21 protein-coding genes are annotated in these 22,550 nt (G+C 59.6%); 12 read left to right on the top strand and 9 right to left on the bottom strand.

Annotated elements, in window-relative coordinates:
• Positions 1-56 precede the first annotated feature (56 nt).
• Entirely contained in the window at positions 57-512 is a 456-nt protein-coding gene (locus AC13GA_RS17415; protein WP_482998627.1) for a MarR family winged helix-turn-helix transcriptional regulator, read from the top strand.
• 12 nt (positions 513-524) lie between these two features.
• On the opposite strand, the gene AC13GA_RS17410 is transcribed toward AC13GA_RS17415, so the two are convergent.
• Positions 525-1,049: a GNAT family N-acetyltransferase gene (locus tag AC13GA_RS17410; RefSeq protein ID WP_136638694.1), complete on the bottom strand. Its 525-nt coding sequence runs from the start codon at positions 1,047-1,049 to the stop codon at positions 525-527.
• A 290-nt stretch (positions 1,050-1,339) separates the two neighbouring features.
• On the opposite strand from AC13GA_RS17410, the gene AC13GA_RS17405 reads away from it, so the two are divergent.
• Genes AC13GA_RS17405 through AC13GA_RS17395 form a run of 3 tightly spaced genes read left to right on the top strand, consistent with a single transcriptional unit; the run spans position 1,340 to position 2,579 of the window.
• Positions 1,340-1,795 carry an SRPBCC family protein gene (locus AC13GA_RS17405; RefSeq protein WP_480982470.1) on the top strand — a complete coding sequence of 152 codons (456 nt, stop codon included), beginning with the start codon at positions 1,340-1,342 and terminating at the stop codon, positions 1,793-1,795.
• An 8-nt stretch (positions 1,796-1,803) separates the two neighbouring features.
• Entirely contained in the window at positions 1,804-2,118 is a 315-nt protein-coding gene (locus AC13GA_RS17400) for an ArsR/SmtB family transcription factor (protein ID WP_046982874.1), read from the top strand.
• A 2-nt stretch (positions 2,119-2,120) separates the two neighbouring features.
• Positions 2,121-2,579, top strand: a complete 459-nt coding sequence (locus AC13GA_RS17395) for an SRPBCC family protein (RefSeq protein WP_482998626.1) — start codon at positions 2,121-2,123, stop codon at positions 2,577-2,579.
• 39 nt (positions 2,580-2,618) lie between these two features.
• On the opposite strand, the gene AC13GA_RS17390 is transcribed toward AC13GA_RS17395, so the two are convergent.
• Positions 2,619-3,290, bottom strand: a complete 672-nt coding sequence (locus AC13GA_RS17390; protein WP_482998625.1) for a hypothetical protein — start codon at positions 3,288-3,290, stop codon at positions 2,619-2,621.
• Positions 3,291-3,468: 178 nt separating this feature from the next.
• Between AC13GA_RS17390 and AC13GA_RS17385 the strand changes: the two genes are divergently transcribed.
• Positions 3,469-4,233 carry a COG4705 family protein gene (locus AC13GA_RS17385; RefSeq protein ID WP_482998624.1) on the top strand — a complete coding sequence of 255 codons (765 nt, stop codon included), beginning with the start codon at positions 3,469-3,471 and terminating at the stop codon, positions 4,231-4,233.
• On the opposite strand, the gene AC13GA_RS17380 is transcribed toward AC13GA_RS17385, so the two are convergent.
• Complete coding sequence (locus AC13GA_RS17380; protein ID WP_482998623.1) at positions 4,230-5,012, bottom strand: 3-hydroxybutyrate dehydrogenase; 783 nt, start codon at positions 5,010-5,012, stop codon at positions 4,230-4,232. The two genes, AC13GA_RS17385 and AC13GA_RS17380, sit on opposite strands and share 4 nt — an antisense overlap.
• Positions 5,013-5,073: 61 nt before the next feature.
• Complete coding sequence (locus tag AC13GA_RS17375) at positions 5,074-5,553, bottom strand: tetratricopeptide repeat protein (protein ID WP_482998622.1); 480 nt, start codon at positions 5,551-5,553, stop codon at positions 5,074-5,076.
• 166 nt (positions 5,554-5,719) lie between these two features.
• Between AC13GA_RS17375 and AC13GA_RS17370 the strand changes: the two genes are divergently transcribed.
• The 5 genes from AC13GA_RS17370 (at position 5,720) to AC13GA_RS17350 (ending at position 11,287) form a co-directional block, all read left to right on the top strand.
• Positions 5,720-7,138, top strand: coding sequence for a M1 aminopeptidase family protein (locus AC13GA_RS17370; RefSeq protein WP_482998621.1), 1,419 nt, complete (start codon positions 5,720-5,722; stop codon positions 7,136-7,138).
• Between the two features lie 133 nt (positions 7,139-7,271).
• Positions 7,272-7,619, top strand: coding sequence for a hypothetical protein (locus tag AC13GA_RS17365; protein WP_482998620.1), 348 nt, complete (start codon positions 7,272-7,274; stop codon positions 7,617-7,619).
• Positions 7,620-7,720: 101 nt separating this feature from the next.
• The gene (locus AC13GA_RS17360; RefSeq protein ID WP_482998619.1) at positions 7,721-8,071 is read left to right on the top strand and encodes a hypothetical protein; all 351 of its coding nucleotides are present in this window, start codon (positions 7,721-7,723) and stop codon (positions 8,069-8,071) included.
• Positions 8,071-11,037 (top strand): zeta toxin family protein, encoded by a 2,967-nt coding sequence (locus AC13GA_RS17355; RefSeq protein WP_482998618.1) that lies wholly within the window; start codon positions 8,071-8,073, stop codon positions 11,035-11,037. Before AC13GA_RS17360 ends, AC13GA_RS17355 begins: the two co-directional genes overlap by 1 nt.
• Positions 10,922-11,287 (top strand): XVIPCD domain-containing protein, encoded by a 366-nt coding sequence (locus AC13GA_RS17350; protein ID WP_482998680.1) that lies wholly within the window; start codon positions 10,922-10,924, stop codon positions 11,285-11,287. The genes AC13GA_RS17355 and AC13GA_RS17350 overlap by 116 nt, the downstream gene beginning before the upstream one ends.
• 98 nt (positions 11,288-11,385) lie before the next feature.
• Here the strand turns inward: AC13GA_RS17350 and AC13GA_RS17345 are convergent, their stop codons facing one another.
• Both AC13GA_RS17345 and AC13GA_RS17340 read right to left on the bottom strand, forming a co-directional pair.
• Positions 11,386-12,123: a hypothetical protein gene (locus AC13GA_RS17345; protein WP_482998617.1), complete on the bottom strand. Its 738-nt coding sequence runs from the start codon at positions 12,121-12,123 to the stop codon at positions 11,386-11,388.
• Between the two features lie 98 nt (positions 12,124-12,221).
• A complete protein-coding gene (locus AC13GA_RS17340; protein ID WP_482998616.1) occupies positions 12,222-13,061 on the bottom strand; it encodes a type 1 glutamine amidotransferase domain-containing protein in 840 nt (279 codons plus the stop codon).
• Positions 13,062-13,157: 96 nt separating this feature from the next.
• Between AC13GA_RS17340 and AC13GA_RS17335 the strand changes: the two genes are divergently transcribed.
• Positions 13,158-14,081 carry a LysR family transcriptional regulator gene (locus AC13GA_RS17335; protein WP_482998615.1) on the top strand — a complete coding sequence of 308 codons (924 nt, stop codon included), beginning with the start codon at positions 13,158-13,160 and terminating at the stop codon, positions 14,079-14,081.
• A 549-nt stretch (positions 14,082-14,630) separates the two neighbouring features.
• On the top strand, positions 14,631-14,987 hold the full coding sequence (locus AC13GA_RS17330; protein WP_482998614.1) for a hypothetical protein: 357 nt from the start codon (positions 14,631-14,633) through the stop codon (positions 14,985-14,987).
• Between the two features lie 402 nt (positions 14,988-15,389).
• On the opposite strand, the gene AC13GA_RS17325 is transcribed toward AC13GA_RS17330, so the two are convergent.
• Genes AC13GA_RS17325 through AC13GA_RS17315 form a run of 3 tightly spaced genes read right to left on the bottom strand, consistent with a single transcriptional unit; the run spans position 15,390 to position 22,254 of the window.
• Positions 15,390-16,898 (bottom strand): SMODS-associated NUDIX domain-containing protein, encoded by a 1,509-nt coding sequence (locus AC13GA_RS17325; RefSeq protein ID WP_482998613.1) that lies wholly within the window; start codon positions 16,896-16,898, stop codon positions 15,390-15,392.
• On the bottom strand, positions 16,898-18,673 hold the full coding sequence (locus AC13GA_RS17320) for a phospholipase D-like domain-containing protein (RefSeq protein WP_482998612.1): 1,776 nt from the start codon (positions 18,671-18,673) through the stop codon (positions 16,898-16,900). The genes AC13GA_RS17325 and AC13GA_RS17320 overlap by 1 nt, the downstream gene beginning before the upstream one ends.
• Positions 18,670-22,254 (bottom strand): DEAD/DEAH box helicase, encoded by a 3,585-nt coding sequence (locus tag AC13GA_RS17315; protein ID WP_482998611.1) that lies wholly within the window; start codon positions 22,252-22,254, stop codon positions 18,670-18,672. Before AC13GA_RS17315 ends, AC13GA_RS17320 begins: the two co-directional genes overlap by 4 nt.
• Positions 22,255-22,550 lie beyond the last annotated feature (296 nt).

Below are 22,550 nucleotides of genomic sequence, written 5' to 3'. Positions count from 1 at the left end.
ATCAACCGTAGAGCGTTCGGGTTGACACGTCAACCAACCACGGGCAACGTGGGCGCATGACCCCACCCACCATCACCCCTGACGAGTGGGCCGCTTGGCGCGGCTTCCGGCGCATGGCCGAGATCACCTCCGGCCGCATCGTCCACGAAATCACCCGCAGCACCGGACTCTCCAGTGCCGACTTTGTCGTGCTGATGGAACTGAGCAAGGCCAAGGACCGCTGCCGCCGCCAGCGCGAACTGCTGGACTATCTGGAATGGGACAAGACCCGGCTCTCGCACCAGCTCACCCGCATGGCCGGCCGTGGCCTGATCGAGCGCGACACCGACAGTGACAACGTGGTGGTGATCCGCATGACCGCAGAAGGCCGCACCCAGCTGAGCGCGGCACGGCCAGTACATGTCGCCAGCGTGCGCCGGAATTTCCTCGATCATCTCTCAGCCGATGACCTGGCCGCGCTGCAGCAGATCACCGACAAACTGCATGCAGCACTACAGGACGCAGAGAACTGAGACGCCGCCAAGTCACAGACGGCGGCCCAACACCTGCCCCGGCCAGCCATCCACGTTGAAGGTCGACAGCCGTTCGTAACCGCACGATTCGTAGAAGCGCACCAGCTCGCCACTGCCACCGCCATAGCAATCCACACGCAGGTAATCCAATCCCGCTGCGCGTGCCTGCTCGTCCGCGAACGCCATCAAACGCCGGCCGATGCCACGCACCCGCGCATCGCGCGAAGCAATCAACACGCGTACATACAGCTCCGGCTCGGTCGCCGCGGGCACATAGGGCATGGCCTCGCCCAACGCCAGGAACGCACGCACCTCACCCTGCGCGGTTTCCGCCACCCACGCACCGGGCAGTGCGCAGGCATCGGTCACCTGGGTAATACGCCGCGGAATGGACGACCACGCCTCGGTACCCCACTGCTGCGGATTGCCGATGGCCACGAACCACGCAATCACTTCATCGAACAACTCCAGCACCGCAGGCGCATCGGCCGCGCTGGCGCGACGGATCGTCAGCGCCTCTTTTCCAGCATCACTCACGCGTAGTACTCCTTTCATTCAACGAACCCGAACGGCTGCAATCAACCGGCTCCGCCCAGAATGCCGCCGCGCACCAGGCATCACCACGGCCAAAAGTCCATTGCGCGCCGCCAACCGGTAGTGCCGGCCGCTGGCCGGCAGCTGCAATCCTCCAACTCCACCAGGGTGCCGGCCAGCGGCTGGCACTACCACGGCCGGGCATTCACGGCGGCGGAGTTGACATGCAGGCATTTACCTGCCTATTGTGATCCCACGGACGGCACCCCGCCGCCCATCGTGGAGCCACAGTCATGGTGGATATCGCTCACAGAGTCGGCATCAAGGCCCCATCAGCCCAGGTCTACCAAGCCTTGGCCACCCCCGAGGGCATCGCCGCCTGGTGGGCCGAAGACACCACCGGCGACCGCCACATCGGCGGCACAATCACCGCCCGCTTCACCGCCAACGGCCAGGAAATCGGCGCCATGCAGATGAAGCTTCTGCAGCTGCAGCCGAACGAGCTGGTGCTGTGGGAATTCATCGACGGCCCACCGGAATGGATCGGCACCACCGCGCGCTTCGCCCTGCACCAGGACGGCGACTGCTGCATCGTGCTGTTCAGCCATGAAGGTTGGAAAGAACGGGTGGAATTCATGCACCACTGCAGCACCAAATGGGCCATCTTCCTGATGAGCCTGAAATCCCTGCTGGAAACCGGGCGCGGCCAGCCCAGCCCGCACGACGTCAAGATCGACAACTGGAACTGAAGGCCCCCATGGATGCAGACAAGGTGTTCAAGGCCCTGGCCGACCCCACGCGCCGCACGTTGTTGGACCTGCTGTGCGAGCGCAACGGGCAGACGCTGGGGCAGCTCTGCGAGCACCTGCAGATGGCCCGGCAATCGGTCACCCAGCACCTCGGCCTGCTGGAAGACGCCAACCTGATCAGCACCGTGCGCCGTGGCCGCGAGAAGCTGCACTTCATCAACCCGGTGCCACTACATGAAGTCTACGAGCGCTGGGTACGCAAGTTCGAACAGCAGCGCCTGAGCCTGCTGCATGACCTCAAACAGGAACTGGAAGGAGAATGACGATGACCGCAGAATCCACCCGTTTCATCCACGTGATCTACATCGCCTCCACACCGCAGAAGGTGTTCGAGGCCATCACCCGGCCCGAGATCGCCAGCCGCTACTGGGGCCACGAGAACGTCTCGGACTGGAAACCCGGCTCGCGCTGGCAGCATGTGCGCGCCAACGAAACGCGCTCGGTCGAGCTGGTCGGCGAAGTGGTGGAAAGCACCCCGCCCTCGCGGCTGGTCATCACCTGGGCCGCGGCCTCGCAGGCCGAGAACCCGGACGCCTACAGCCGCGTCACCTTCGACATCGTGCCCTACCAGGACATGGTGCGGCTGACCGTTACCCACGACGAACTGGAGCCCGGCAGCGGCATGGATACCGGCATCCGCCAGGGCTGGCCGATCGTGTTGTCGAGCCTGAAGTCGTTGTTGGAGACGGGCAAGGGGTTGGATGTGTTTGCGAAGCCGAGTTGAGCGAGCAAACACTTTCCGTTGGTGATTCGCCCGCCACGCCTACTGATGCGCTTTGGCTACAACGCGTTTGACACCCAACTGATCGAGAGTTCCATCCAATCCACGGCTGTAGTCAACCACGTTCTTCTGGTACGCCCCCATCAGACCCGACATTTCCTCTCTATTCTGACGATCATCTTCAAGATGATCAATTAGCTCAACTTGCAGAATTTTCGCGCCTTCCTTGTCGAAGACCATCCTGCTTATCGCAGCGCGCCGAATTGAGTACTCGATAGCATCCGCATGATCCCTGAAGTTATAGCTTTCGGTATCGGCCGCCAGCACATTCGAATCAGACGCACCACTGAGATCAACCAGCTTCTTTGCTGCACCAGTTCCAAAGTAGCGCTCAATCTTAAAGTAATGGGCAATCAACTTCTGATTCCATTGGCGGTTGAACTCCATGTAATCCAGCCAAGGACCGTCTTTCACTTCCTCCCATCCCTTTCCGTCCGTCGCCCATTGCAGCTGCTTCAGGGCCAAGTAGCCTTCATTGAGGAGAACTACCGTTTCCTGGAAGGTAAGCTGGGCGCCTTCAGCGAATCTTTCAGCTTCGCTCTTCTCTGATATGTACGATTGCAGCATCAGACCGCCCCCCAGAGTCAGGACAGAGCTGAGCACGGAAGAAACAACTGCAACAATTATGCTGGACCTTAGCGATACGTCGGACATCCTTGACTCCTGAAGCGGTGATTCTGTACGGATGAATCGCTTACACGATTGTCTATGATATCGACTGACCAGCGCCGGCTGAACGCCGCCCTACGCTCACCCTCACCGAACCCGGTTCCGACTGCACTCCGACGCCGCCCGCCACAGCATCACCCGCAGGCTCCCCAGACGACCCTCGATGAGTGCTTCAGACGCAGATTCCCTGCACAGCAAAGTGGCCGCGGTCACCCTCGGCTTCTGGGTGATGAAGATCGCCGCCACCACCCTCGGCGAGACCGCTGGCGATCTGCTGTCGATGACGCTCAACCTGGGCTACGTGGCCAGCTCGGCCATCCTGCTCACGGTCTTCGCCGGCCTGCTGGCCGTGCAGCTGTCGGCGCGGCGCTTTCACCCCGTGCTGTTCTGGTCGGTGGTGTTGGCCACCAGCACCGCCGGCACCACCCTGTCCGACCTGCTCGACCGCACGCTCGGCCTGGGCTACGCCACCGGCGCCAGCCTGCTGGCCGGCTGCCTGGCGCTGGTGCTGTTGGCGTGGCGCCTGTCGGAAAAGTCGATCTCGGTCAGCAACATCGCATCGCGCCGCGCCGAAGGTTTCTACTGGACCGCCGTGCTGTTCTCCAACACGCTCGGCACCGCCCTGGGCGATTTCCTCGCCGACGATTCCGGGCTCGGCTTCACCGGCGGCGCGCTATTGATCGGCAGCCTCATCGCGCTCACCGCACTGGCCACCCGCATCAAGGGCATCAACCGGGTCATCCTGTTCTGGATCGCCTTCGTGCTCACCCGCCCGTTCGGTGCCACCTTCGGCGACCTGCTCACCAAGCCACTGGAAAAGGGCGGCTTGGGCTTCAGCACGGTGGGTTCGTCGTTGGTGCTGTTCACCATTCTCGCCACGCTGGTGGCGCTGCCGATGCTGCAACGACGGGCACAGCCCGCCAGTTAGCGCGCCGTCCAGCCCCCGTCCACCGGCAGCGCCGTGCCGGTAATCTGCGCCGCAGCGTCCGAGGCCAGGAACACCACCATCTCGCCCAGCTGCTCGTGCGTCACGAACTGCAACGAAGGCTGCTTCTCAGCCAGCAGCGCGCGCGCGGCGGATTCCTGATCCGTGCCTTCGCGCTCGGCCAACGCGGTGATCTGCCGCTCGACCAGCGCCGTCCGCACCCAGCCCGGGCAGATCGCATTGGCGGTGATGCCGGTGCCCGCGTTCTCCAGCGCGGTCACCTTGGTGAACCCCACCACACCATGCTTGGCCGCCACATAGGCCGACTTGTTCACCGAGCCCACCAGCCCATGTACCGACGCAATGTTGATGATGCGGCCGGCGCCCTGCTGCTTCATATGGGGCAAGGCGGCCGCCGTTGCATGGAACACCGCCGAGAGATTCAGCGCGAGGATCGCATCCCACTTCTCTACGGGAAATTCCTCGATCGACGCGGTGTGCTGGATGCCGGCATTGTTCACCAGGATGTCGATGCGGCCCATCGTCGCAACGGCGTGGGCGATCATTTCGCGCACTGCCTCGCCACGGGAAAGGTCTGCGCCATCATGCGCCACCCGTACGCCGAACTCGGTTTCCAAGTTGGTACGGATACGTTCGATCTCCGCTGCATCGCCAAAGCCATTCAGCACGACGTCGGCACCCTGCCGCGCCAGTGCGGTGGCAATGCCAAGACCGATACCGCTGGTGGAGCCGGTAACCACCGCAACCTTTCCACTGAACATGGGCAAGCTTCCATCGGGCGTAGGCAGCCAGTGTAACTTCACCGGCCGCCGCACCCACCTCCTACGCGTCCACGCCCAATGAATACGCCAACAGGAACTCCCTGGCGTACTCATTCCCACCCTGCGCCGAAGCGCGGATCAGGTACACCGCACGTGGCACGTCCCTGGCCACGCCCTTGCCATGGAACAGCGCCAGGCCAAACTCGTACATGGCCGACGGATACCCGGCCTCCGATGCCCGCTCAAAATGCGCGGCCGCCCGCGTGGCGTCCTGCTCAACGCCGTCACCCATCAGCAGGCACAGCCCCATCGAGTAGATGGCCGGGATGTAACCCTTCTCTGCGGCCCGAGTGAGGGTCGCGAAGCTCTCAGCCTCGGCACGTGCGTCGTCCTCGCCAGCAGGTATCGAAGAAGAAAGGAACAACGCTTCGGCACAGCCACGCGCAAGAAGCGGAGCGAGCAGCCGCCGCGCCTCGGCAATGTCACCACGGTCGAGCACCCCATCGAAGTCAGTCGTGAGCTGGGTGGGCATGTTCGTCATGGCGCAGGTGTCCTTCCTGTTCGCGGGCATCCGTTCGCCCCGCTGGCATTATGCCTGCACCATGCCAGGGCATTCCGCCAGCCCCACAAGACCGGGTGACCAGAAGACTCTCCGCGTCCATCGATGTTGGCCCTATAGTCAACGCCATCCACCCAAGGATGGCCCGATGAAGCCCTGCAACGCCCTGCTGCCCGCCACCCTGATCGCACTGCTCGCCCCTGCCATCAGCCAGGCCGCGCCGCCTGCTCAGGACGCGACGCCACTCACCACCGGCAGCGTGCGGCTGGATATCGCCAGCGGCCGCGTCGAGGGCGATGTCTGCGTGTCCGCCCGCCCTGCCGAATCGATGGGCTCGTTCGTGCTCAACGCTGGCCTGAATGTCGCGCGGGTCACCGATGGCGATGGCGCGCCGCTGGACTTCGAAGGCTGGTACGACCCCGGCGTGGATGGCGAAGCACGCGTGTACACCGTGGCCAAGCCACCCGCCACGCTCTGCGTGCAGTACGTGGGCGCCTTCCCGGTCTACGCCCGGCACGATGCCCCGACCGACTTCAAAGGCCTGATGGCCTTCAACGGCGACAGCGCCCGCTTCACCGAACAGTCCGCATGGCTGCCGCAGGCGTTCGATCCCCGGGCCCGCGTGCGCAGCAGCGAAAGCCGCTACGACCTGCAGGTGGACTGCAGCGGTTGCCGCTTCCTGTATATCAACGGCAGCCCGGCCATCGAAGGCGCGCAGGGGCGATTCCGCAGCGACAACGCGCGGCCCATCCTCCTCTTCGGCGGTAGCGGCCCCATCACCCGCACCGCGCAGGTCACGATCCTCAACGAGACCCTGCCCCCGGCGAAGGTCGATGCACTGTCCAGCACGGTGCAGAAGATCGCCGACGTTCACAGCCGCTACATGGGCGTGCCGCTGGCCGACCGCCCCACCTTCCTGCGCATGGTCACGCTCAACCAGATCGAGCGCGACCGCGAAGGTAGCGAATGGGGCTTTGCCACTTGGCCGACCATCGCCATGAGCGGAAGCATCGGCAACGTGGCCGATTCGCTACTGGCCGGCGGCGAGAAGGCCGAGCGGCGCGTGCAGTACATCGCGCACGAAATGGGCCACTACTACTTCGGCACGCTGAACCGTCCGCAGGGCCCCTACTTCTGGGTGCTGCTGGAATCCACCGCCGAATTCCTGTCGATCAAGGCGCTGCGCGAGATCAGTGGCGATGCTGCGGCCGATCGCTACATTGCGCGACTGCAATCGGTCATCGACAAGCAGGACAAGCCGTTGCCCGCGTTCGATGCCATCGACGGCAACTCGGATCTGGGCGAGATGTATCGCTACGTCTATGCCCCCTTGCTGTTGCTCTCGTTGGAGAAGCAGGTGGGCGAAGCGAAGATGCAGGCCTTCATGCGTGGGCTGCTGGCCTCGCCTTCGCCGAGGAACTGGGCGGAGCTGCAAGGCATTGCGATGAAGGCCGGCATCGATGCCAAGATCTGGGAGCATTGGCGGGCAAGCTGTGTGGCAGGTGGCAAGTCAAGCTGTAGATCCACGCCACGCGTGGATTCACTGCCTCAGCGCCCGCATATTTGAATCATCCAGTGCCGTGTTCAAGGCCACGGTGCCAACGCCCCTACCGATGTCGCAAATGACATTGGACCCACCCAAGAATATGCGGATACCTTTGAATCCGCATGGATATTCCGAAGAGGTAGAGGTGGCAGCCATGGATTTCCCCTCCCCGCCTGTTCCGGCGAAGCTCCGGGAAATGCTTAAGGACTATCCGGAGCACATCGAACAGCTACAGAAGGCTCTCGATTCGGTAAAGGACAGAAGAATCCAGTCCATCCCGCCCTATGAATCCGCAGTCTGGCTACTGGAGGACCACCTCAGTGGCTTTATCTCCGAAGCGCGAGCTGAACTGGCAACCGCAGAAGCGTCAGGCGACCCGGAGGCCATTGCCCAGGCGCAAGGAAAGGAGAGGCTCATGTACTTCGCCAGGTCCGGCGGGATTGGCATGCTCAGGCTCGAAGAACTCAGAAAGTACTTCGACCTTCATTCAAGAGGCATCTAACGGCGCCCTCCGATGGTCGGCAGCGACAGATGGCATTGAACTCGCCACTACAAGTACAGATACTCATGAAAACGCGTCAGACCGCTGAATAGGTGTCGACCATGCTTCAAGCCACTCCTCCAGTTCCAGCCAAGCTCCGCGAAATGCTCAAGGACTATCCGGAGCATATCGAAAGACTGCAGGCAGCTCTCAATCGATCGGTTGAACGATCGCGAAGAGTTCCGCTGATGCCGTTCGATGACGCGATCTGGGCCTTGGAAGGGGTTCTCGGGGCGTTCATCATGGAAGCTAGCGATGAGCTCGAGGCTGCGGAGACGTCGGGCAATCCAAAGGCGATAGCTGAGGCCAATGAGAAAAAACGACTGATGTCGTTCGCCAGGTCCAAAAACATTGGCATGGCTGAAATTGACGATTTGTGGGAGTACTTTCAAGTCAACTTCAGAGGGACCTGATGGCTTCCACCGCTAACCCTCTTTCGCCGGAGTTGCACCAGCAGATTCTATGGGAACAGATCATTCCCAAGAGCGGCCTGGATAGCCGGACGTCATATGGAAATCCCCAGGCAGTGATACTCGCCGGTCAACCTGGGGCTGGCAAGGGTGGCCTAGCGGGTCAGGTTCGGCGGGAACTGCACAACGATGTCATCACTATCGATCCCGACGCACTACGTGATGAGCATGAGTACGTTCGGAGTCTGCGCAAGCAATATCCGTACTCTTGGGCAGGTCACACTCACGACGACGCCAGCCAATGGGCCAAGGAACTACGATCTTCAGCAGTCGATGGTCGCAAGAACCTCATCCTCGATACTACGCTGGGCAATGGTGACAGCGCAGTCGCCTTGATCAGAGATCTACAAACCAAGGGCTATGAAGTCGAGGTTCGGGGAGTTGTAGCACACCGGCTGGAGAGCGAGCTTGGTGTAGATAGACGTTTCACGTCTGACTTGGACTTGGTCGGATTCGGCCGCTACGTCCCCGAAGATGTGCGCAAACACGTTTACGAAGCGTTGCCCGGAAATTTGGACAAAGTCCAGGCCGAAACAGGCATCCAGATTCGACTCTACGGACGCGAAGGCGCTCAGGTCTACGACAGTCATAGCGATAGCCGCCCACCAGGCGCAGCTCTGGAAGCCGAACGCGAAGCTCGCCTGAAAGACCCTCGAATCACCCAAGCACTGCGCGATGGCTGGCGCGCACAAGGCCGTTGGCACACCGAACTTACGGACACCCTGCCACTCAACGAAAAGGTCAGTCCGCCAACAGCGGCAGCCGTTCTCGATGAGCGCGCAACGTTGAAGGTTGTTGAAGGCATAACGCCCAACATCCAGGAAGCGCGCGGCATCGACCACACCATCCGCGTCCGCCCAAACATGGTGCGGGGCGCCGTCATCGGTGGCGCCGCAGCGACGGTCGTTGAAGCAGCCTCAGAAGGGACAAAGATTGCCGACCTGTACGCGCGCAACAACCAGACGGGCGCGGAAGCCGTGCTGCTGGACTTCGGTGCACGCAGTGTCGGCGGCTGGACCGGCGCAGCAGTGGGCGCCAAGGTGGGTACGCTGCTGGGCATCGAGTCCGGCCCCGGCGCCATTGTCACCGGCATCATCGGCGCCGGGTTCGGCGCTTGGGGAGCCAGCGAGGTCGTTGAATGGATCGAGAAGTACCAGATCAACAACCAGGCGGACAGCACCGGCCGGATCTGGACGTTTGATCCGGCGAACCCTGAAAAGGGCTGGACGCACAGCGAACGGGAAATCATAGGCACCGTCGGCACCCTTGCGGATCGCCCGATCTACGGCGCAACCACGTTGCTCACGGCCGATGCCGAATTGACCCAGCAACTGAACTACCAGGCCTCAAGCCGGGCCGTCGGGCTGCGGCTGTCCGAGCCTGATCAACCGATCAATCCCTTCAGCATTGCCGGCGACGCCAGCGATACACCCGGCGTTCTTCCACGTTCCTGGGAGCGCAACCCGGAGAACGGCGAATGGCGGCGCGAGGTCGTCCATCAGGTCCTCGAGCACGGCATCAAGAACACCACGGTCGAAGTTGCCGACGCCACCAAGGCTGCCCAGCTTGATGAGGCCGCACAGGGCATCATGGCCTTCAACGCCGCCCGAAGCTCAGCCGCCTTCGCCAAGCAGTACGAGGAGGCCTACACCGCACAGGGGTGGTCCCGGTATGGGACCATTCCTGACGAAGTGATCTGGGCCCGGGACCATCCCGATCACGTACTCGCCTCCGACGGGCGTACCTATCAGCACCAGGGCGATGGCGAATGGCTGCATGACGGCTGGATCTACGATTCGCTGGCCGAGGGCAACATCCGCGACGAGCTGAACAGCACCTACCCGCAGATCCGCGCCATCCAACAGATGGAGGCGCCCGTACCCGGTGTCCACGAACGTCGTATCGAGGCATTGACCGCCAACGAGCGCGATGCCCACGATCAGGCCATGCAGGAAGCCAATCGACTGGGTGTCGCTGCACCGCAGGCGCAGCAGGTGGCCGCCGCTGCCGTGGCTGAGGTTCGCGGCGAACACACCGAAGAGCGTCTGACCCCGCAAGCGGTGATCGATGCGCGCACCGATGGGCAGGCTGCACTGCCGCACAGCGCGCCGCCTCTGGCGCAGGAACATCGCACCTCTACGCCTGCAGCTCCAATGCCATCGGATCATACGGAACCCGTACAGGAACCGGCTCGCCGTGAAGCACCACGACCGGAGCCGACCGCAGTCGTGACGCCGCCGGCATCGAAAGAGTCAAGCGAGCGGCAAGCGCATACCGAGGCAGATCCTCCCGCGCGCCCGATGCCGGCTGCACCTATGCCATCACCCAGCATTCCCTCCGCTGATCGATCTTCCGCCCAGCCTGAAGTGAGTGCGCTATCTACGTCGAATGTCGACCGTCCCGCTCCCACGCAGGACTCCGTTGCGACTCACACCCCCTCCCCGGCCCCGTCGATCCAGGCCGAAGTGGCTGACGCCGCGCCGGTTACTGCTCGCCTCCAAGAGGCCGAAGCAACGCCTGCGCCAATCCAGCTTGAGTCAGACGTTCCAGCCACCCTTGCAGCAGCCGAGCCCGCTGCACCCACGCTGGTAACAGACGCCGTATCCAAGGTCTCTGAGCACGAGTCTCCTCACACGCCACCTCCAGCGGAAGCACCGGTAGCACCGGTAGCACCCCCCCCCAAGCGCAACGGCCCAGCAAGAACCCGAAGCACCGCCCGCGCCCCTGCTACCCACCCAGCCGGAGCATCCCGATCACGCCCTCTACCAACAGGTACGCGAAGGCGTGGCGACGCTGGATGCAAAGCACGGTCGCACCTTCGACGAAGCCAGCGAGCGCATGACTGCCAGCCTGCTGGTGCTGGCCAAGGACAACGACCTGGACCGCGTCGACCACGTGCTGCTGAGTAACGCCACAGCAGACAAGCCCGCCGGTCACACGCTATTCGTGGTCCAGGGCGAGCCCAGCGATCCCGCACACCAGCGCGCTGCAATGCCGACCGAGCTGGCCGCGCAGACTTCGGTTGAGGAGTCAATGCAGCAGTTCGATGCAGTCAGCCGCGAAGCGCAGCAACGTGCCATCGCCAACCAGCTTGAGCAGCAGCTGGAAGACCAGCGCGTCCAGCACGATATCCAGATCCGCGCCGCCAGTATGGGCTGACCGAACTTACAGCGTTGCGTGGATGCTTTGCCCTACCCCGCGCCCGATTGCTTCAGTAGATCCACGCCACGCGTGGATGCTCTGGCTTCAACGCCCCATCACTTCCAATGATCCGGCCCCAGGAACGGCAGGCTCAACACAAACACCGGAACCGCCACAGGTATCAGCGCCGCGCCCAGCACCTTACCGGCCGCCGTACCCGCCCCTGGCTTATCCGCCTCCTCCGGCTGGATCCGCTCAGCCCGTGCAGTAATCGACTGCGGCAGCTTCGCCTTCGCGGCCAGCGCAGCAGCGTCCGGCAATTGCACCCGCTCGCCATCCCCCTCGAACAGCGCGCTGTAATAGCTGCCGCCCTTCCTGGAAAGATTGCAGTCCGGGTCGGCCGCCAGTTCGTAGCGGGTCCGGGCTTCAAGGATGTACGGCCGGTGTGTCAACTCGTCGATGGCCTTCGCCACCCGCGGGCTGATCTCCAACCGCTCCAGCTTGAACTGCGCCGCCTGTTCCGGCGTCACCTGCTCCGGCCGCAGCAGCAGCGCGTAGCTGCCATGCACCTTGGTCCTGTCGGCCGGAACGCGCCAGTCCTCACGGATGTACATCTGCGCGCACACCACGGCCTCGCGCAGCGGGCTGTCCATCAAGGCGCGGTAATCACGGAACGGCGCCGCATCGAAGCGCATCGGCTCGTCATAGACCGGCAGCAGGTACAGCTTGCCGTCGTCGGCCACGAATGCGCTGGTGATCTCGCGACTGTAATGGTGATACTCCGGCCCGCTGGCGCAGCCAGACAACAGGGTCAGACACAAGGCGGAGAGAATGAAGAGGACGGACGTTCGCATGTCGTAGTGAATGGCTTCCCTGGGTAACCGGCCTCGCCGATAAGAACGAGGCCGATCCAACATGGTGCCACGGCACCGCATGCGATGCAGATCCCGCCTTACTTCAACCGCTCCACCAACCGCTGCCCCACCTCCAGCGCCGAAGCCGGGTTCTGCCCGGTAATCAGCTCACGATCCACCACCACATGCCTCGTCCACGGCGTGGCATTGCTGCTGAACCGCGCACCCGCCCGCTGCAACGCGGTCTGCGGGTAGAACTTCATCTCGCCACCGCCCAGCAGCGGCTTGGCCTGCTCTTCTTCCTGGTTGCTGATCACCGTCATCTGGTAGCCGCTGTAGATCCACTTCGGCGTGGCCGGCATCGCACCCGCTTCCAGCTTCGCCACGAAACCCTCAGCATCCGGCAGCGTGGACAGCAGCGCGATCGGCCCGTGGCAGACCAGCGCGGTGGTCTTGCTGCGCTGGTGGAAGTCGGCCAGCAAGCGGCCCAGCGCCGGGCTCTTCAGCAGGTCCTGCATCGGCGCGTGGCCACCGGGAATGTAGACCGCATCGAAACGCGCGTAGCCCTGCTGCTCGACGCGCGCCAGGCTGACTACCGGCGAAGCCGTCGGCGAGGTCAGCGCCAGTTTCTCCAGCAGGTCCTTATGCAGCGTCAGTTGCGCGGCATCGTTGCCGAAGTACGCCGGCGTCACCGAGGACACATCCACCGTTGGCGCCCGCCCCTGCGGCGTGGCGAAGGTCACCTCGTGGCCCGCATCCAGCAGCAGCTTGACCGGCTGCATCAACTCGTTGAGATAGAAGCCGGTGGACAGCACCTTGCCGTCCTTCAGGTCCAGGTGGTTTTCGTCGGACAGCACCACCAGCACGTTGGCGGCATATGCGCCGCTGGCGGCCAGGGTCAGGGCCAGCGCTGCGGCCAGCCGGGTCATCAGGTTCATGGGGAGCTCCTATCGGGGAATGGCCGCCACTTTATTCATCGCTCCAGCGGCGATAAATTGGCCCCATCGCAAAACATCTGTTCCCCGGAGAGCCAAATGAGCCGCAAGTTCGACTACCTGGGCGATGTGGAGGTGTTCCTGGCGGTGGTCGAGCACGGCTCGTTCACGGCCGGCGCGGTGGCGCTGTCCACCACGCCCTCGGTGCTGAGCCGCGCGGTCACCCGCCTGGAAACGCGGCTGGATCGCCAGCTGCTGCAGCGGACCACCCGCCGCGTGGGCCTGACCGACGCCGGGCGGCTCTATCTGGAACAGGTACGCACCGCCTTCGGCCTGCTGGACGACGCCGAGCGCGACGTGCTGGCCCAGGACGGTGCGCTGGCCGGCCGCGTGCGCATGAGCGTGCCCACCACCTATGGCCACTACCGGCTGCCGCCCGTGCTGGCGCGCTTTGCGCAGCAGTACCCGCAGGTGCAGGTGGAACTGAACATCACCAACCGCAACGTGGACCTGGTGGCCGAAGGCTTCGACCTGGCCATCCGCCTGGGCCAGCTGCCGGACAGCGGGCTGGTGGCACGCAAGCTGGAAGACGCGCCGCTGCTGCTGGTTGCCGCGCCGGACTACCTGCAGCGCCGCGGCACGCCGCAGACGCTGGACGATCTGCAGCAGCACCTGTGCCTGCCCTTCGTGATGCCACGCACCGGGCGGCTGGCGCCTTGGATCTTCCGCGACGGCGCGCGCGACGTGGACTGGCTGCCGCGTTCTTCCATCGAGACCTCCGACGATGTGCTGGGCGTGGTGTCGCTGGCCGAACAGGGCATCGGCATCTGCCAGAGCTATGCGTTCATCGTGCAAGAGCGATTGCAGCGCGGGCAGTTGGTGGAAGTGCTGCCGCAGCTGCGGGGACGGTCGCGACCGTTCTCGGTGATCTATGCGCCGCATCGGCGCCAGTCGGCGGCGGCGCGGGCGATGATTGAGTTGCTGGTGGGGAATGCGAGCGCGGCTGAGGATGGCGTTGGTTGAAGTCGCGAGTTTCGCTGGAGGTGTCGCCTTTGAACCGTTCTTCGGAGTGTGCGGCTGATCGGGCGCCGTTGCTTGGCGAGGCGGACTAAGAACTGTTGCAAAGGAGGCCGTCGCGCTATTCGCTTGTGGCATGGGCGATTGCGCCACTTTGATTCGCTACCGGCAGAGCAGCTGCGCAAATGCGTCTACTGACGTCGCGGCCTGCACGTATGGCGCATGCAACAATAGTTCTTCGCTCTCGGATTCCGCGATTCCTTCGCGAATTTCTATTGGCATTCGAAGCGGCGGCGTAAACACCATGGCGTGCCACCGACAACGGGTGGCTCCGGGTCTGCAAACCCGCGATGAGCAACGACTGTTGTTTACGCTTGCCCGTCGGCACCGTCCTTAACCGGTGCCGGCGGGCAATCCGTCGGCCTATCTGGCGGGCGGTGCGTGGGGGTCTTCGGACCCACCGGTCATTCGTTGCTTCGTCCCGGTTTGCAGCCACGCATCGTCCGCCACCTCTTCACGGTGGCGCTGTTAAGCACAGCCACGGAAGCCGACGCCATGAACGAATCCGACACCATCTCTTCGTACACCGTTGTTGAACCCATCAACGACGACACTCCCCTGCCCGACCTGAACTCCCTGCTCGGCATCCTCAAGCGCATGCGCGGCTGCGAGGGTGCTGATGGGCATCCTTGGCCAGAAACCGATGTCTCGCCAGGCCGCCGCGTGAGTCTGGCCAGGAGCGAGCGCGCGATGGTGGGAGCGCTGACGGTGCTGGAGCTGTTGCACGCGGCGGACCGCTGCCGAGTCGCAGCGGAGCCGGAGCGGCACTTGGATGAGGGGGTTGTGGATGGGTTGTTTCTTGCCTGTAGGGGGCTGGTTGAGTGGGCTTGCCACGAAGTTCGATCTGAGTGACGCCCTGCTCATCACTAAATCATACGAGCCCTCGCTCGTCGCTAAGGTACAAGAGCGGCTCGATTGATGACCTAATCAACATAGACAACAATATCTGGTCAAAAATCAGCGCTCCCACCGAGTCTGCCATCAACCGCATCTGTGATGGCAGTGCCTCCGACGAAATTCTTTGGCCAGGGTGGAGAGCATACACAGAGGCCTAGAACAGTCCTTGGAGCGGAATAACCTTGCGCCCCAGTGCCAACATAGTGGCGACTATTCTCCCTTTATCTCACCCAAGCATGCCTGCCTCAGAAAGGCTCAAAAATGTCCAGCTGCACACCAGCGGCCAGCAGATCATCTAAACGCCCCGAATAGCATCATGAATCTCCCCATGAAAACAAGAGGACTCATGAGACTGATTTAATCGCCAACCCCGTCAAGAATCCAGGTCGAATGCTCTGAGATTCTAGCAACCTGCGTTTTACTAATTGCATCATACCCACGGGCCCTAATAAGCGCAGGGCTTGCCCAAATTACATCCGGATTCTCACCACGCCCCTTCACTGCCCTCAGCTCTCGAATCTGCTCGTCGTTTGGAACAAGTGAGTATATTTCCGAAATTAAAACTTCGTAACACTGGAAATGATTAGTCCAGCGAATACCCTCGACTCGTCGCCCTATATACTCAAAAAACGGAACACTGAAAGCAGCGGAACTGAGTATGCCACCCTGAACCAACTCTTCGCCAAACTCTCGCCCGGGGTAAACCTCACGACCACGCCCTTCCAAGAACCATCGCAAGAATGGTTCAACCGACCGCCGGGGAACGAAAACTCGAAGATCATCCTCACTATCTTGATCGATTGGAATTTTACTATCTGCTTTAACACCCATATTAGCGAGATTGAAATGCGCGCTCTTATAAACCTTTAGAACGCCACCAACAGGTTGAAATTGATCGATTCGACCTCCCTTCACCAACAAGTATTGCTCATCAACCTTAACGCTAACTAGAGCTGAGATGGAGAAGCGGACCTCCGTGTCATTGCCAACCTCCGGAGGGCAAGTCAGCCCTATGACAGGCGCCTCCCCACTTATCGATAGATGATACGTTCTACTTGTATTGGCGGGCTCAACAAAGAACTTACTTCCTGCAGAAACCCCTCTCTCGTAGAGATCCGCCTTCTCAGCATCGCTCAAACCAAACTGCGTACTGGAAACACTCCCAGGGTCAATTTCGATCAGTCCTGCGAGTCTCTTTGTCTGAACATCGTAATTATCGCGCCCATCCAACATAGCACCCATGATCGCGACCAGATATTCCTTGTAGCCTTCGGCTGAGAACTTGACAGACGTTGACTTCGAATGAAGCCTAAAGCCCAATGTTTCATTTCCGTCAAACAAAGATAGAGGAAAATTACTTAAGACCCCGCCATCAACCATCAAGCTTCGTCCCATCTGAACCGGCTCAAAAACGAAAGGAATACTCATCGACATCCTAATCGCCTCGGCCACCTCCATGCTTGGGTGGGTCTGCATGTCCAGAGTTACCAGCGTTCTTTCTGTGAGGTCAGTAGCAACGATCCTTAGATTCCTTTTACAGTCGCTGAAAGTGCGAACGCCTTTTCTTAACAGTAGCCCATGGAGCCACCTCTGAAACTTACGCCCTCGGTAGAGCCCCAATCTCTTACCCAGCGCCAAACGAGCAAACCCAACACCGTCAAGCATTTCGTCAAAATTAATTGCCTCAAAAATCAATCTCATTTCTGCGGCCGTGTAGCCTGCCGCGTACAGCGCTGCAACAATCGCCCCGGCAGATGCGCCCCCAACGCCTTCAAATGAAACACCCTGCTCCTCTGCCACCTGCAATGCGCCCACCAGGGCAATACCCTTGACGCCGCCGCCTTGAAAAACTGCATATTTGTACATCAGCTACGCCCCCCTGTCTCAATTATTTCGTCGGAACCCCGCGCTGCATCGAAGTGGTCGATGAGCTTCCTCGCGACGCCAGCAGACTCTACCATCAGCCCAATTTCCCTTCTAACATTCGACTCCCCGGGATCGGCCGATAGCCAATTTTGACTAGTAATAAGAGCATGGTCATCGTCCCAAGCGAGCACCTTCGCATGAAGACGCGGAGACAGAACTGGAGATGGTAACAATCCAACATTTTCGGCAATGAACAGTTCATTGGAGATTTCCGAAGGACCCTCCAGTCCGTAGAACATTCTGGCTTCCACTCCATTTTCTCGGACAGCCGCAAGAGCAGGCACTAACACGGATGGACGGGCTGCGGCTCCTATCTTATGGCTAGTAACAAATATTCGGTGTCGAGCGTTGTCTCGTGCAACTCGCGCAAAGTGCGCATGTTGCGGCCCAAGTACAAGAGTAACCTTCGCATTCGGACTTGAGGCTTGCTTCCGAATGCGCGCATCCGAGGCAAGCCTTGCCATTTCACTAGTCAAATCTGTCCAATGACGATCGCCGCCACGGGTAAGGTCCGCGATCTGTTCGAGAACCGCTGAGACCACCACAGGATCACTAAATCCAACCGAAGCCTCGTAGTTCTTGAAGCCTGTTGAGAGCCAGTTACATGACCCAACAATCGTAGAAAGATTCTCAGTTCTCCCGTCATCATAAACGACAATCTTCGCATGAGATCTAGTGGAGAAAGGACTAATTCGGATGCTTGAGGCCAGACCCATAGCTTCAATATGGCGGCGAATGATCGCAATAGTTTTAGCAGTTGTAACAGAATCAGTCTTATTTTCATCCTCGCCCCAAAGGATATCAATGATGGCCCCCCTCTTAGCAGCCGAGATCAGTTCATCCTGAACTTGCGAGAATCCGTCTTCAGAAACAAACGTTGAGTGGATTATTAACCTTCGCTTTACCTTACGTATCAGTTCGCGAAAAACCTTCTGATGAGCATCCCCCCCAAGGAGTAGATCTTCCATTTTAAAGGTCGCATCCATGCTTGAAGCAACGGACCTTTCCCGTTGAGGAAAGTGGCTATCCGAGTCGAAATGCGGCGATCTCAACGCCATCGGAGAAGGCCCGGCTGTACCGGCAGCCACCTTGACAAGATCGGAGAGCCAGGAGGGCGCACGGGGAGGCAGCCCCTCCACATTGTTGTCTCGCACAGTTGCAATGGCGAATCTTCGCACCATTTTTTCCGCCGAGGGCTCAATTCCGAGAAATCTCTCGTCATCTTCAAAGAGGTTTGCCAGAACGGCCGCAGTGTCATCAAACGCATCGAGATTACGTGTCTTTAGCCATACCAATCGCTCTCTTGTCGCCCTGCTTTCCACAATGTGCCTTTCAAAGAACGGCATCTCACGACTCCGATATAGCGTACCTGTGACTTCGTCAATGACGAAATTCATCCAGCGGCTTGTCGCCTTAGCTAGCCTTGGAAGCTCGTCTTGATCGACAACCACATGTCCCATTTCGGTGGCGCTAAAGATCACACCCCTGCCTTCCTGCTGCAGCGTGACCCATCCGGCACGCATGAGCCTAATCAGCGCCTCCAAAACTAGACGACGAGGAACATCTCCATCCTCGGCAAGCTCTTCTACAGTTCTGGGCTTCTTTACCAGCGCCGCAAGAAACACATGTTCCGGAAGGCTCCAGGACCGCCCCTTCTCCAGGAAGAACTTTCTCTTGCCTTTAAGAAGGGGGATAGCCACCCGCACAACGCTCATTCTCTACTCCCCAGTAGTTCGCCGAATGGAACGAACACCACGTCACCGTTGTCTCTACCGCAATGGAGTTCATCAAGCAGCGAGCTTATGAACCCAACATTGCCTTCATTTGATCGGTTACGCTCAGCACGCATCACCTCGCCAAGAAACTCAGTGCTGGTAACAAGCACAAGCTGCCATTTCGCGCGACTTAGCAATACATTCATACGCCTAGCATCCCCCAGAAAGCCAAGAGCGCTCCGGATCGAGGAGTGGTGATTGTTACGGACCAAGGACACTACTACCACGTCCGCCTCACTCCCCTGGAAAGAGTCCACGGTGTGGCACCAATTACCGCTAGACGTCGGAGATCGGAAGTCCCGCATGTGGCCAAGCCTTCCATTCAGCTGATCGCTAATGGCATCGTTGAGCGCCCGGACCTGCCTTCCATAAGGAGACAGCACGGCCAGCGAAGGCACATAGTCGACATCCTGCCCCGCGCGAAGCAGACTCAGAATTTCTGTCACTGCTTTCACTTCGGCAGGATTATGCCAGGCAGGGTATTGATCTCCCGACCTTTGATTCTGAGTAGACTGCACATATGGCATGTCAATTACAACAACAGGTGCCGCAGGAAGCCGGACATTATCTACCGTGCAGAAAGGCCTAGGCTCCACCCTAAATCTATCCGCACATGCAGGATCGGTTTGTAGATCTCCATAGAAGCAACTTGAGACTATAGAGGCGATTGCGGGATGCATCCGGTGCTGTGAGGTAAGCCTTTTGGCAATTGGACGCCCCTTCTTCCCCTTCGCCTGTCGCTCAAACTCTGCCTCTATGGCCGACTCAAAGTAAGAGAGAACTCGAAGCGCCTGAGAGCAGAGTGCAGGAAAATCAGGCTTATTTTCAGAAACACCATCCAATAGCTCTTCGGTGGTTGCATCTCGAAGCGACTTCCCGAGGAATTCCTCTCCAATTCTCAGTGCCTCCTGAACCTTTTCCGGCTGCGCAAGCAAGCGCTTCATTTGATCGGATGCAAACGCGGGAAGCTGCTTGTGATCGCCAATCATGAGCCTTCGGTGAGAAAGAAGCAGCGGTGAAATGAGCTCGCTTCCAGTCGCCTTTCCTGCTTCTTCTACAATAGCCCAGTCAAACTGCCCTCTCTCATCTATCAGACGCTCAAGCTCGCCCGAGTTGGTGGTCGCGAATACGATGTTGGCAGCGCGAGCGACAAGCCCCTCAAAGGTCCGCAGCGACTGCTCCGCGACCCTACCGGCCGCCAATCCAGCTTTGCGGTCCGCTGCAGAGTAGAGGTTCGCTGCATGCGCTAGCTCTGAAATTGACGCCTGAAGTCTTGGCGGCATCTCCTTTGTCAAGGCACTGGCCGCAAGGCGCCCTACCAGTCGACAAGTCTGTTCTCTAATATCGAACTGACTGGGCGCTTCAATTGCATCACGCTTGCTAGATCTCACGACGAGCGGCCCATTTGGGTCATCCGCCTGCAGTACACCTGCTAGCTCATCCATTAGATGATCGATGGCGGCATTGCTTTGGGCTGTTAGCAGGATTCGGGAGGTCGGTTCTCGAGAAAACCGCCTACTGACTAGGTCGCGCACCAGGCGCGTCTTACCCACACCGGGCGGCCCCTGGACTAGAAAGAGCGGCAATGTAGTCGTAATCTGCTTCAAAGCCAATCGCTTCGGCTCATCAAGCTTCTCGAGCTCGTCATCCTCCTCAAAATCATCATGACTATCCAAAACCCTACGCCGGGGATCGACGATCATCTGGAGTAACTCATGATGTGTTTTAAGGGCTCTGAGCGCCTTGAGCCTTCGTCGAAACTGGACATCCCTTCCTACCGAGGCCGGCAGCATCACGGGATCATGAAGAAATGGCACAGGTCCGGGGCCATCAAATAAGAACGCTGGAGGCTGACCTGGTCGCTCTATTATCTGCCTGAACGTCCATTCCGCGCCAGATGCTTCTTTATCGCTGAGCGATCGGCCATCCACCAACAGCCAATCTTCAGATCCGAACCCTTCGGCCTCCACAAGATCCATAAATCGATCCGCCGGCGACTTGAGACCCAAGACTGAAGAAAGCGCGGACCTTTCTGCATCCGCACGAAGCTGAACAGACAACCAGTATCTGCCATGCTCCTCACCTTCTTTGTACTCAGGTAGCTGGAGCAGGTCGACCGCGTATGCGTCGGCGGCCGCGTAAATGGACTCGATCAACTGCAGAAGAGTAAGCGCTCTATGCGCACTCTGCTCCGCTGAAACAGGCTCACTGACTTTTCTAAAATCGCTCCTAATCTCATCCCAAGAAATGAGCCTCCCCCGAACACGCGGAAAAATACTTGACGCTTCGCGAAGTCGCATTACTTCAATTGACTCAGAGCTCAATCTCCGCTGTTCCATTAAATTGAACGGCGCAGGCGGACTAGGATCAACTCTCTCGCAGTAAGAAAAGTCCCAGCTAAGAGTGGAACCGTTTGGCGCACGGTATTCCTGAAGACGATATAGCAGGTGTCGCCCCCGCAGAACCATTCTAAATTCGCTATGCGTATCTGACTGTCTAATACACAATAGCAATGGCTCGCCAGACAAGTCATTCTTAACGAAATCTAGTTGAGCCTCGGTATCGTCAATTTCTATCTCGAAATCGGATACCTCTCGAATACGCTGGCTCAGCGCGCTTCCCGGTCCTAGTCGAATCGCCATATGAAGCTTTGCTTGACGACTAGCGATCTCTGATTTCAAGACGACAAGCGCTCCATCTATTCGGGAGGATATTCCATCACCGTCTAGTGGCTGCTCAGGATTCATTTGCACAAGAATACGAAGAAGGCGCGCTTCCTCCAACGTAAGGTGGTCGGCAATTTCAAAGGGCGCGATTGCCGGATCAAGAATTCGCTGACGCTTAACGCCAAGAAGATCTGCAACGAGCAGGCCAAAGTCCCTCCAGTCTTGGCCAAATGAATCAGAAATTCTGACACTCCCCTTATTGGAGCGTCGACTTGAAAGGCCCTCTGCACTTGTAATCCGCATTGTCCACTCAAAGCCCGTGAGCTGGAAATCTGGCTCCGTCCCCCCAGCTGTCAGAACAGCCCAGGTGTCGATGCTTCGATGGAGAATTCCCTGCGCATGAAGGGTCTCCAGTCCATGAACAAGCAGCTTTATATTCGTCCACATTCGCAACCGATTTGATGGGACGCGCGGCTGTCGAAGCCAATGATCACCCGAAAGATTCTTGCGAAGAAACTCCAAAGGCTGTCTTTGACCCGGCGCAATAACGAGATAGAAGCCGGCAGCGTCGAATCCGGCATCATGGAGGTGAGCAATACAGGAAGCCGAACCTGGGTAACCGGCTAACCGATGCAGCTGCCTCAGTTCATGACGCCAAATCTGCTCTAGATTGCTATCTGGCGCTTTCCCAATGCCACTCCATTCACGAATAAGAACAGAGTTTCCATCAATATCCCTACCGCTGGTCACTCCAGGACGACCTGTTGCACCATCGGGCCTCTGGAGGTAGGCCTCGTCCACCGTGTAGTTAGCTAAGAATCCAGTCTTGCGACGACGCCTAGAGTTTTTGTTCATTGACATCCCCCTTGTCACGAGCATACGCCAAAACACGACTCCCTTCGAACCCCCACATCCCGGACGTTGTGCCCACAAGGTACAAATCAGTGAATTGTTCTAGCATTAAGCAGCTGTAGAGATCAGCACAAAGAGAGCATGGCACGGAATTTGTGGCGCGAACTCTACCCTGAATCCCCAAATTGCTGCGACTGAACATCCCTATCGTCAGTGCCGGCTTACCGACGCAAGTGAATCTCGCCTTTTCCTGGCATCGGACACTAACAATTGAAGAACACAAGCCCAAGCGTGAACTC

The organism is Stenotrophomonas sp. 22DLJC03, from assembly GCF_056861405.1.
Note: the sequence above shows the minus strand (reverse complement) of the source record. Positions and strands in the feature narration are given on the sequence as shown.

Coding starts and splice junctions, on each gene's coding strand:
- AC13GA_RS17315 (WP_482998611.1), bottom strand. CDS start 22,254: ATGAACAAAAACTCTAGGCGTCGTCGCAAGACTGGATTCTTAGCTAAC.
- AC13GA_RS17345 (WP_482998617.1), bottom strand. CDS start 12,123: ATGCGAACGTCCGTCCTCTTCATTCTCTCCGCCTTGTGTCTGACCCTG.
- AC13GA_RS17405 (WP_480982470.1), top strand. CDS start 1,340: ATGGTGGATATCGCTCACAGAGTCGGCATCAAGGCCCCATCAGCCCAG.
- AC13GA_RS17365 (WP_482998620.1), top strand. CDS start 7,272: ATGGATTTCCCCTCCCCGCCTGTTCCGGCGAAGCTCCGGGAAATGCTT.
- AC13GA_RS17375 (WP_482998622.1), bottom strand. CDS start 5,553: ATGACGAACATGCCCACCCAGCTCACGACTGACTTCGATGGGGTGCTC.
- AC13GA_RS17340 (WP_482998616.1), bottom strand. CDS start 13,061: ATGAACCTGATGACCCGGCTGGCCGCAGCGCTGGCCCTGACCCTGGCC.
- AC13GA_RS17355 (WP_482998618.1), top strand. CDS start 8,071: ATGGCTTCCACCGCTAACCCTCTTTCGCCGGAGTTGCACCAGCAGATT.
- AC13GA_RS17380 (WP_482998623.1), bottom strand. CDS start 5,012: ATGTTCAGTGGAAAGGTTGCGGTGGTTACCGGCTCCACCAGCGGTATC.
- AC13GA_RS17415 (WP_482998627.1), top strand. CDS start 57: ATGACCCCACCCACCATCACCCCTGACGAGTGGGCCGCTTGGCGCGGC.
- AC13GA_RS17330 (WP_482998614.1), top strand. CDS start 14,631: ATGAACGAATCCGACACCATCTCTTCGTACACCGTTGTTGAACCCATC.
- AC13GA_RS17360 (WP_482998619.1), top strand. CDS start 7,721: ATGCTTCAAGCCACTCCTCCAGTTCCAGCCAAGCTCCGCGAAATGCTC.
- AC13GA_RS17390 (WP_482998625.1), bottom strand. CDS start 3,290: ATGTCCGACGTATCGCTAAGGTCCAGCATAATTGTTGCAGTTGTTTCT.
- AC13GA_RS17320 (WP_482998612.1), bottom strand. CDS start 18,673: ATGAGCGTTGTGCGGGTGGCTATCCCCCTTCTTAAAGGCAAGAGAAAG.
- AC13GA_RS17325 (WP_482998613.1), bottom strand. CDS start 16,898: ATGTACAAATATGCAGTTTTTCAAGGCGGCGGCGTCAAGGGTATTGCC.
- AC13GA_RS17385 (WP_482998624.1), top strand. CDS start 3,469: ATGAGTGCTTCAGACGCAGATTCCCTGCACAGCAAAGTGGCCGCGGTC.
- AC13GA_RS17395 (WP_482998626.1), top strand. CDS start 2,121: ATGACCGCAGAATCCACCCGTTTCATCCACGTGATCTACATCGCCTCC.
- AC13GA_RS17335 (WP_482998615.1), top strand. CDS start 13,158: ATGAGCCGCAAGTTCGACTACCTGGGCGATGTGGAGGTGTTCCTGGCG.
- AC13GA_RS17370 (WP_482998621.1), top strand. CDS start 5,720: ATGAAGCCCTGCAACGCCCTGCTGCCCGCCACCCTGATCGCACTGCTC.
- AC13GA_RS17400 (WP_046982874.1), top strand. CDS start 1,804: ATGGATGCAGACAAGGTGTTCAAGGCCCTGGCCGACCCCACGCGCCGC.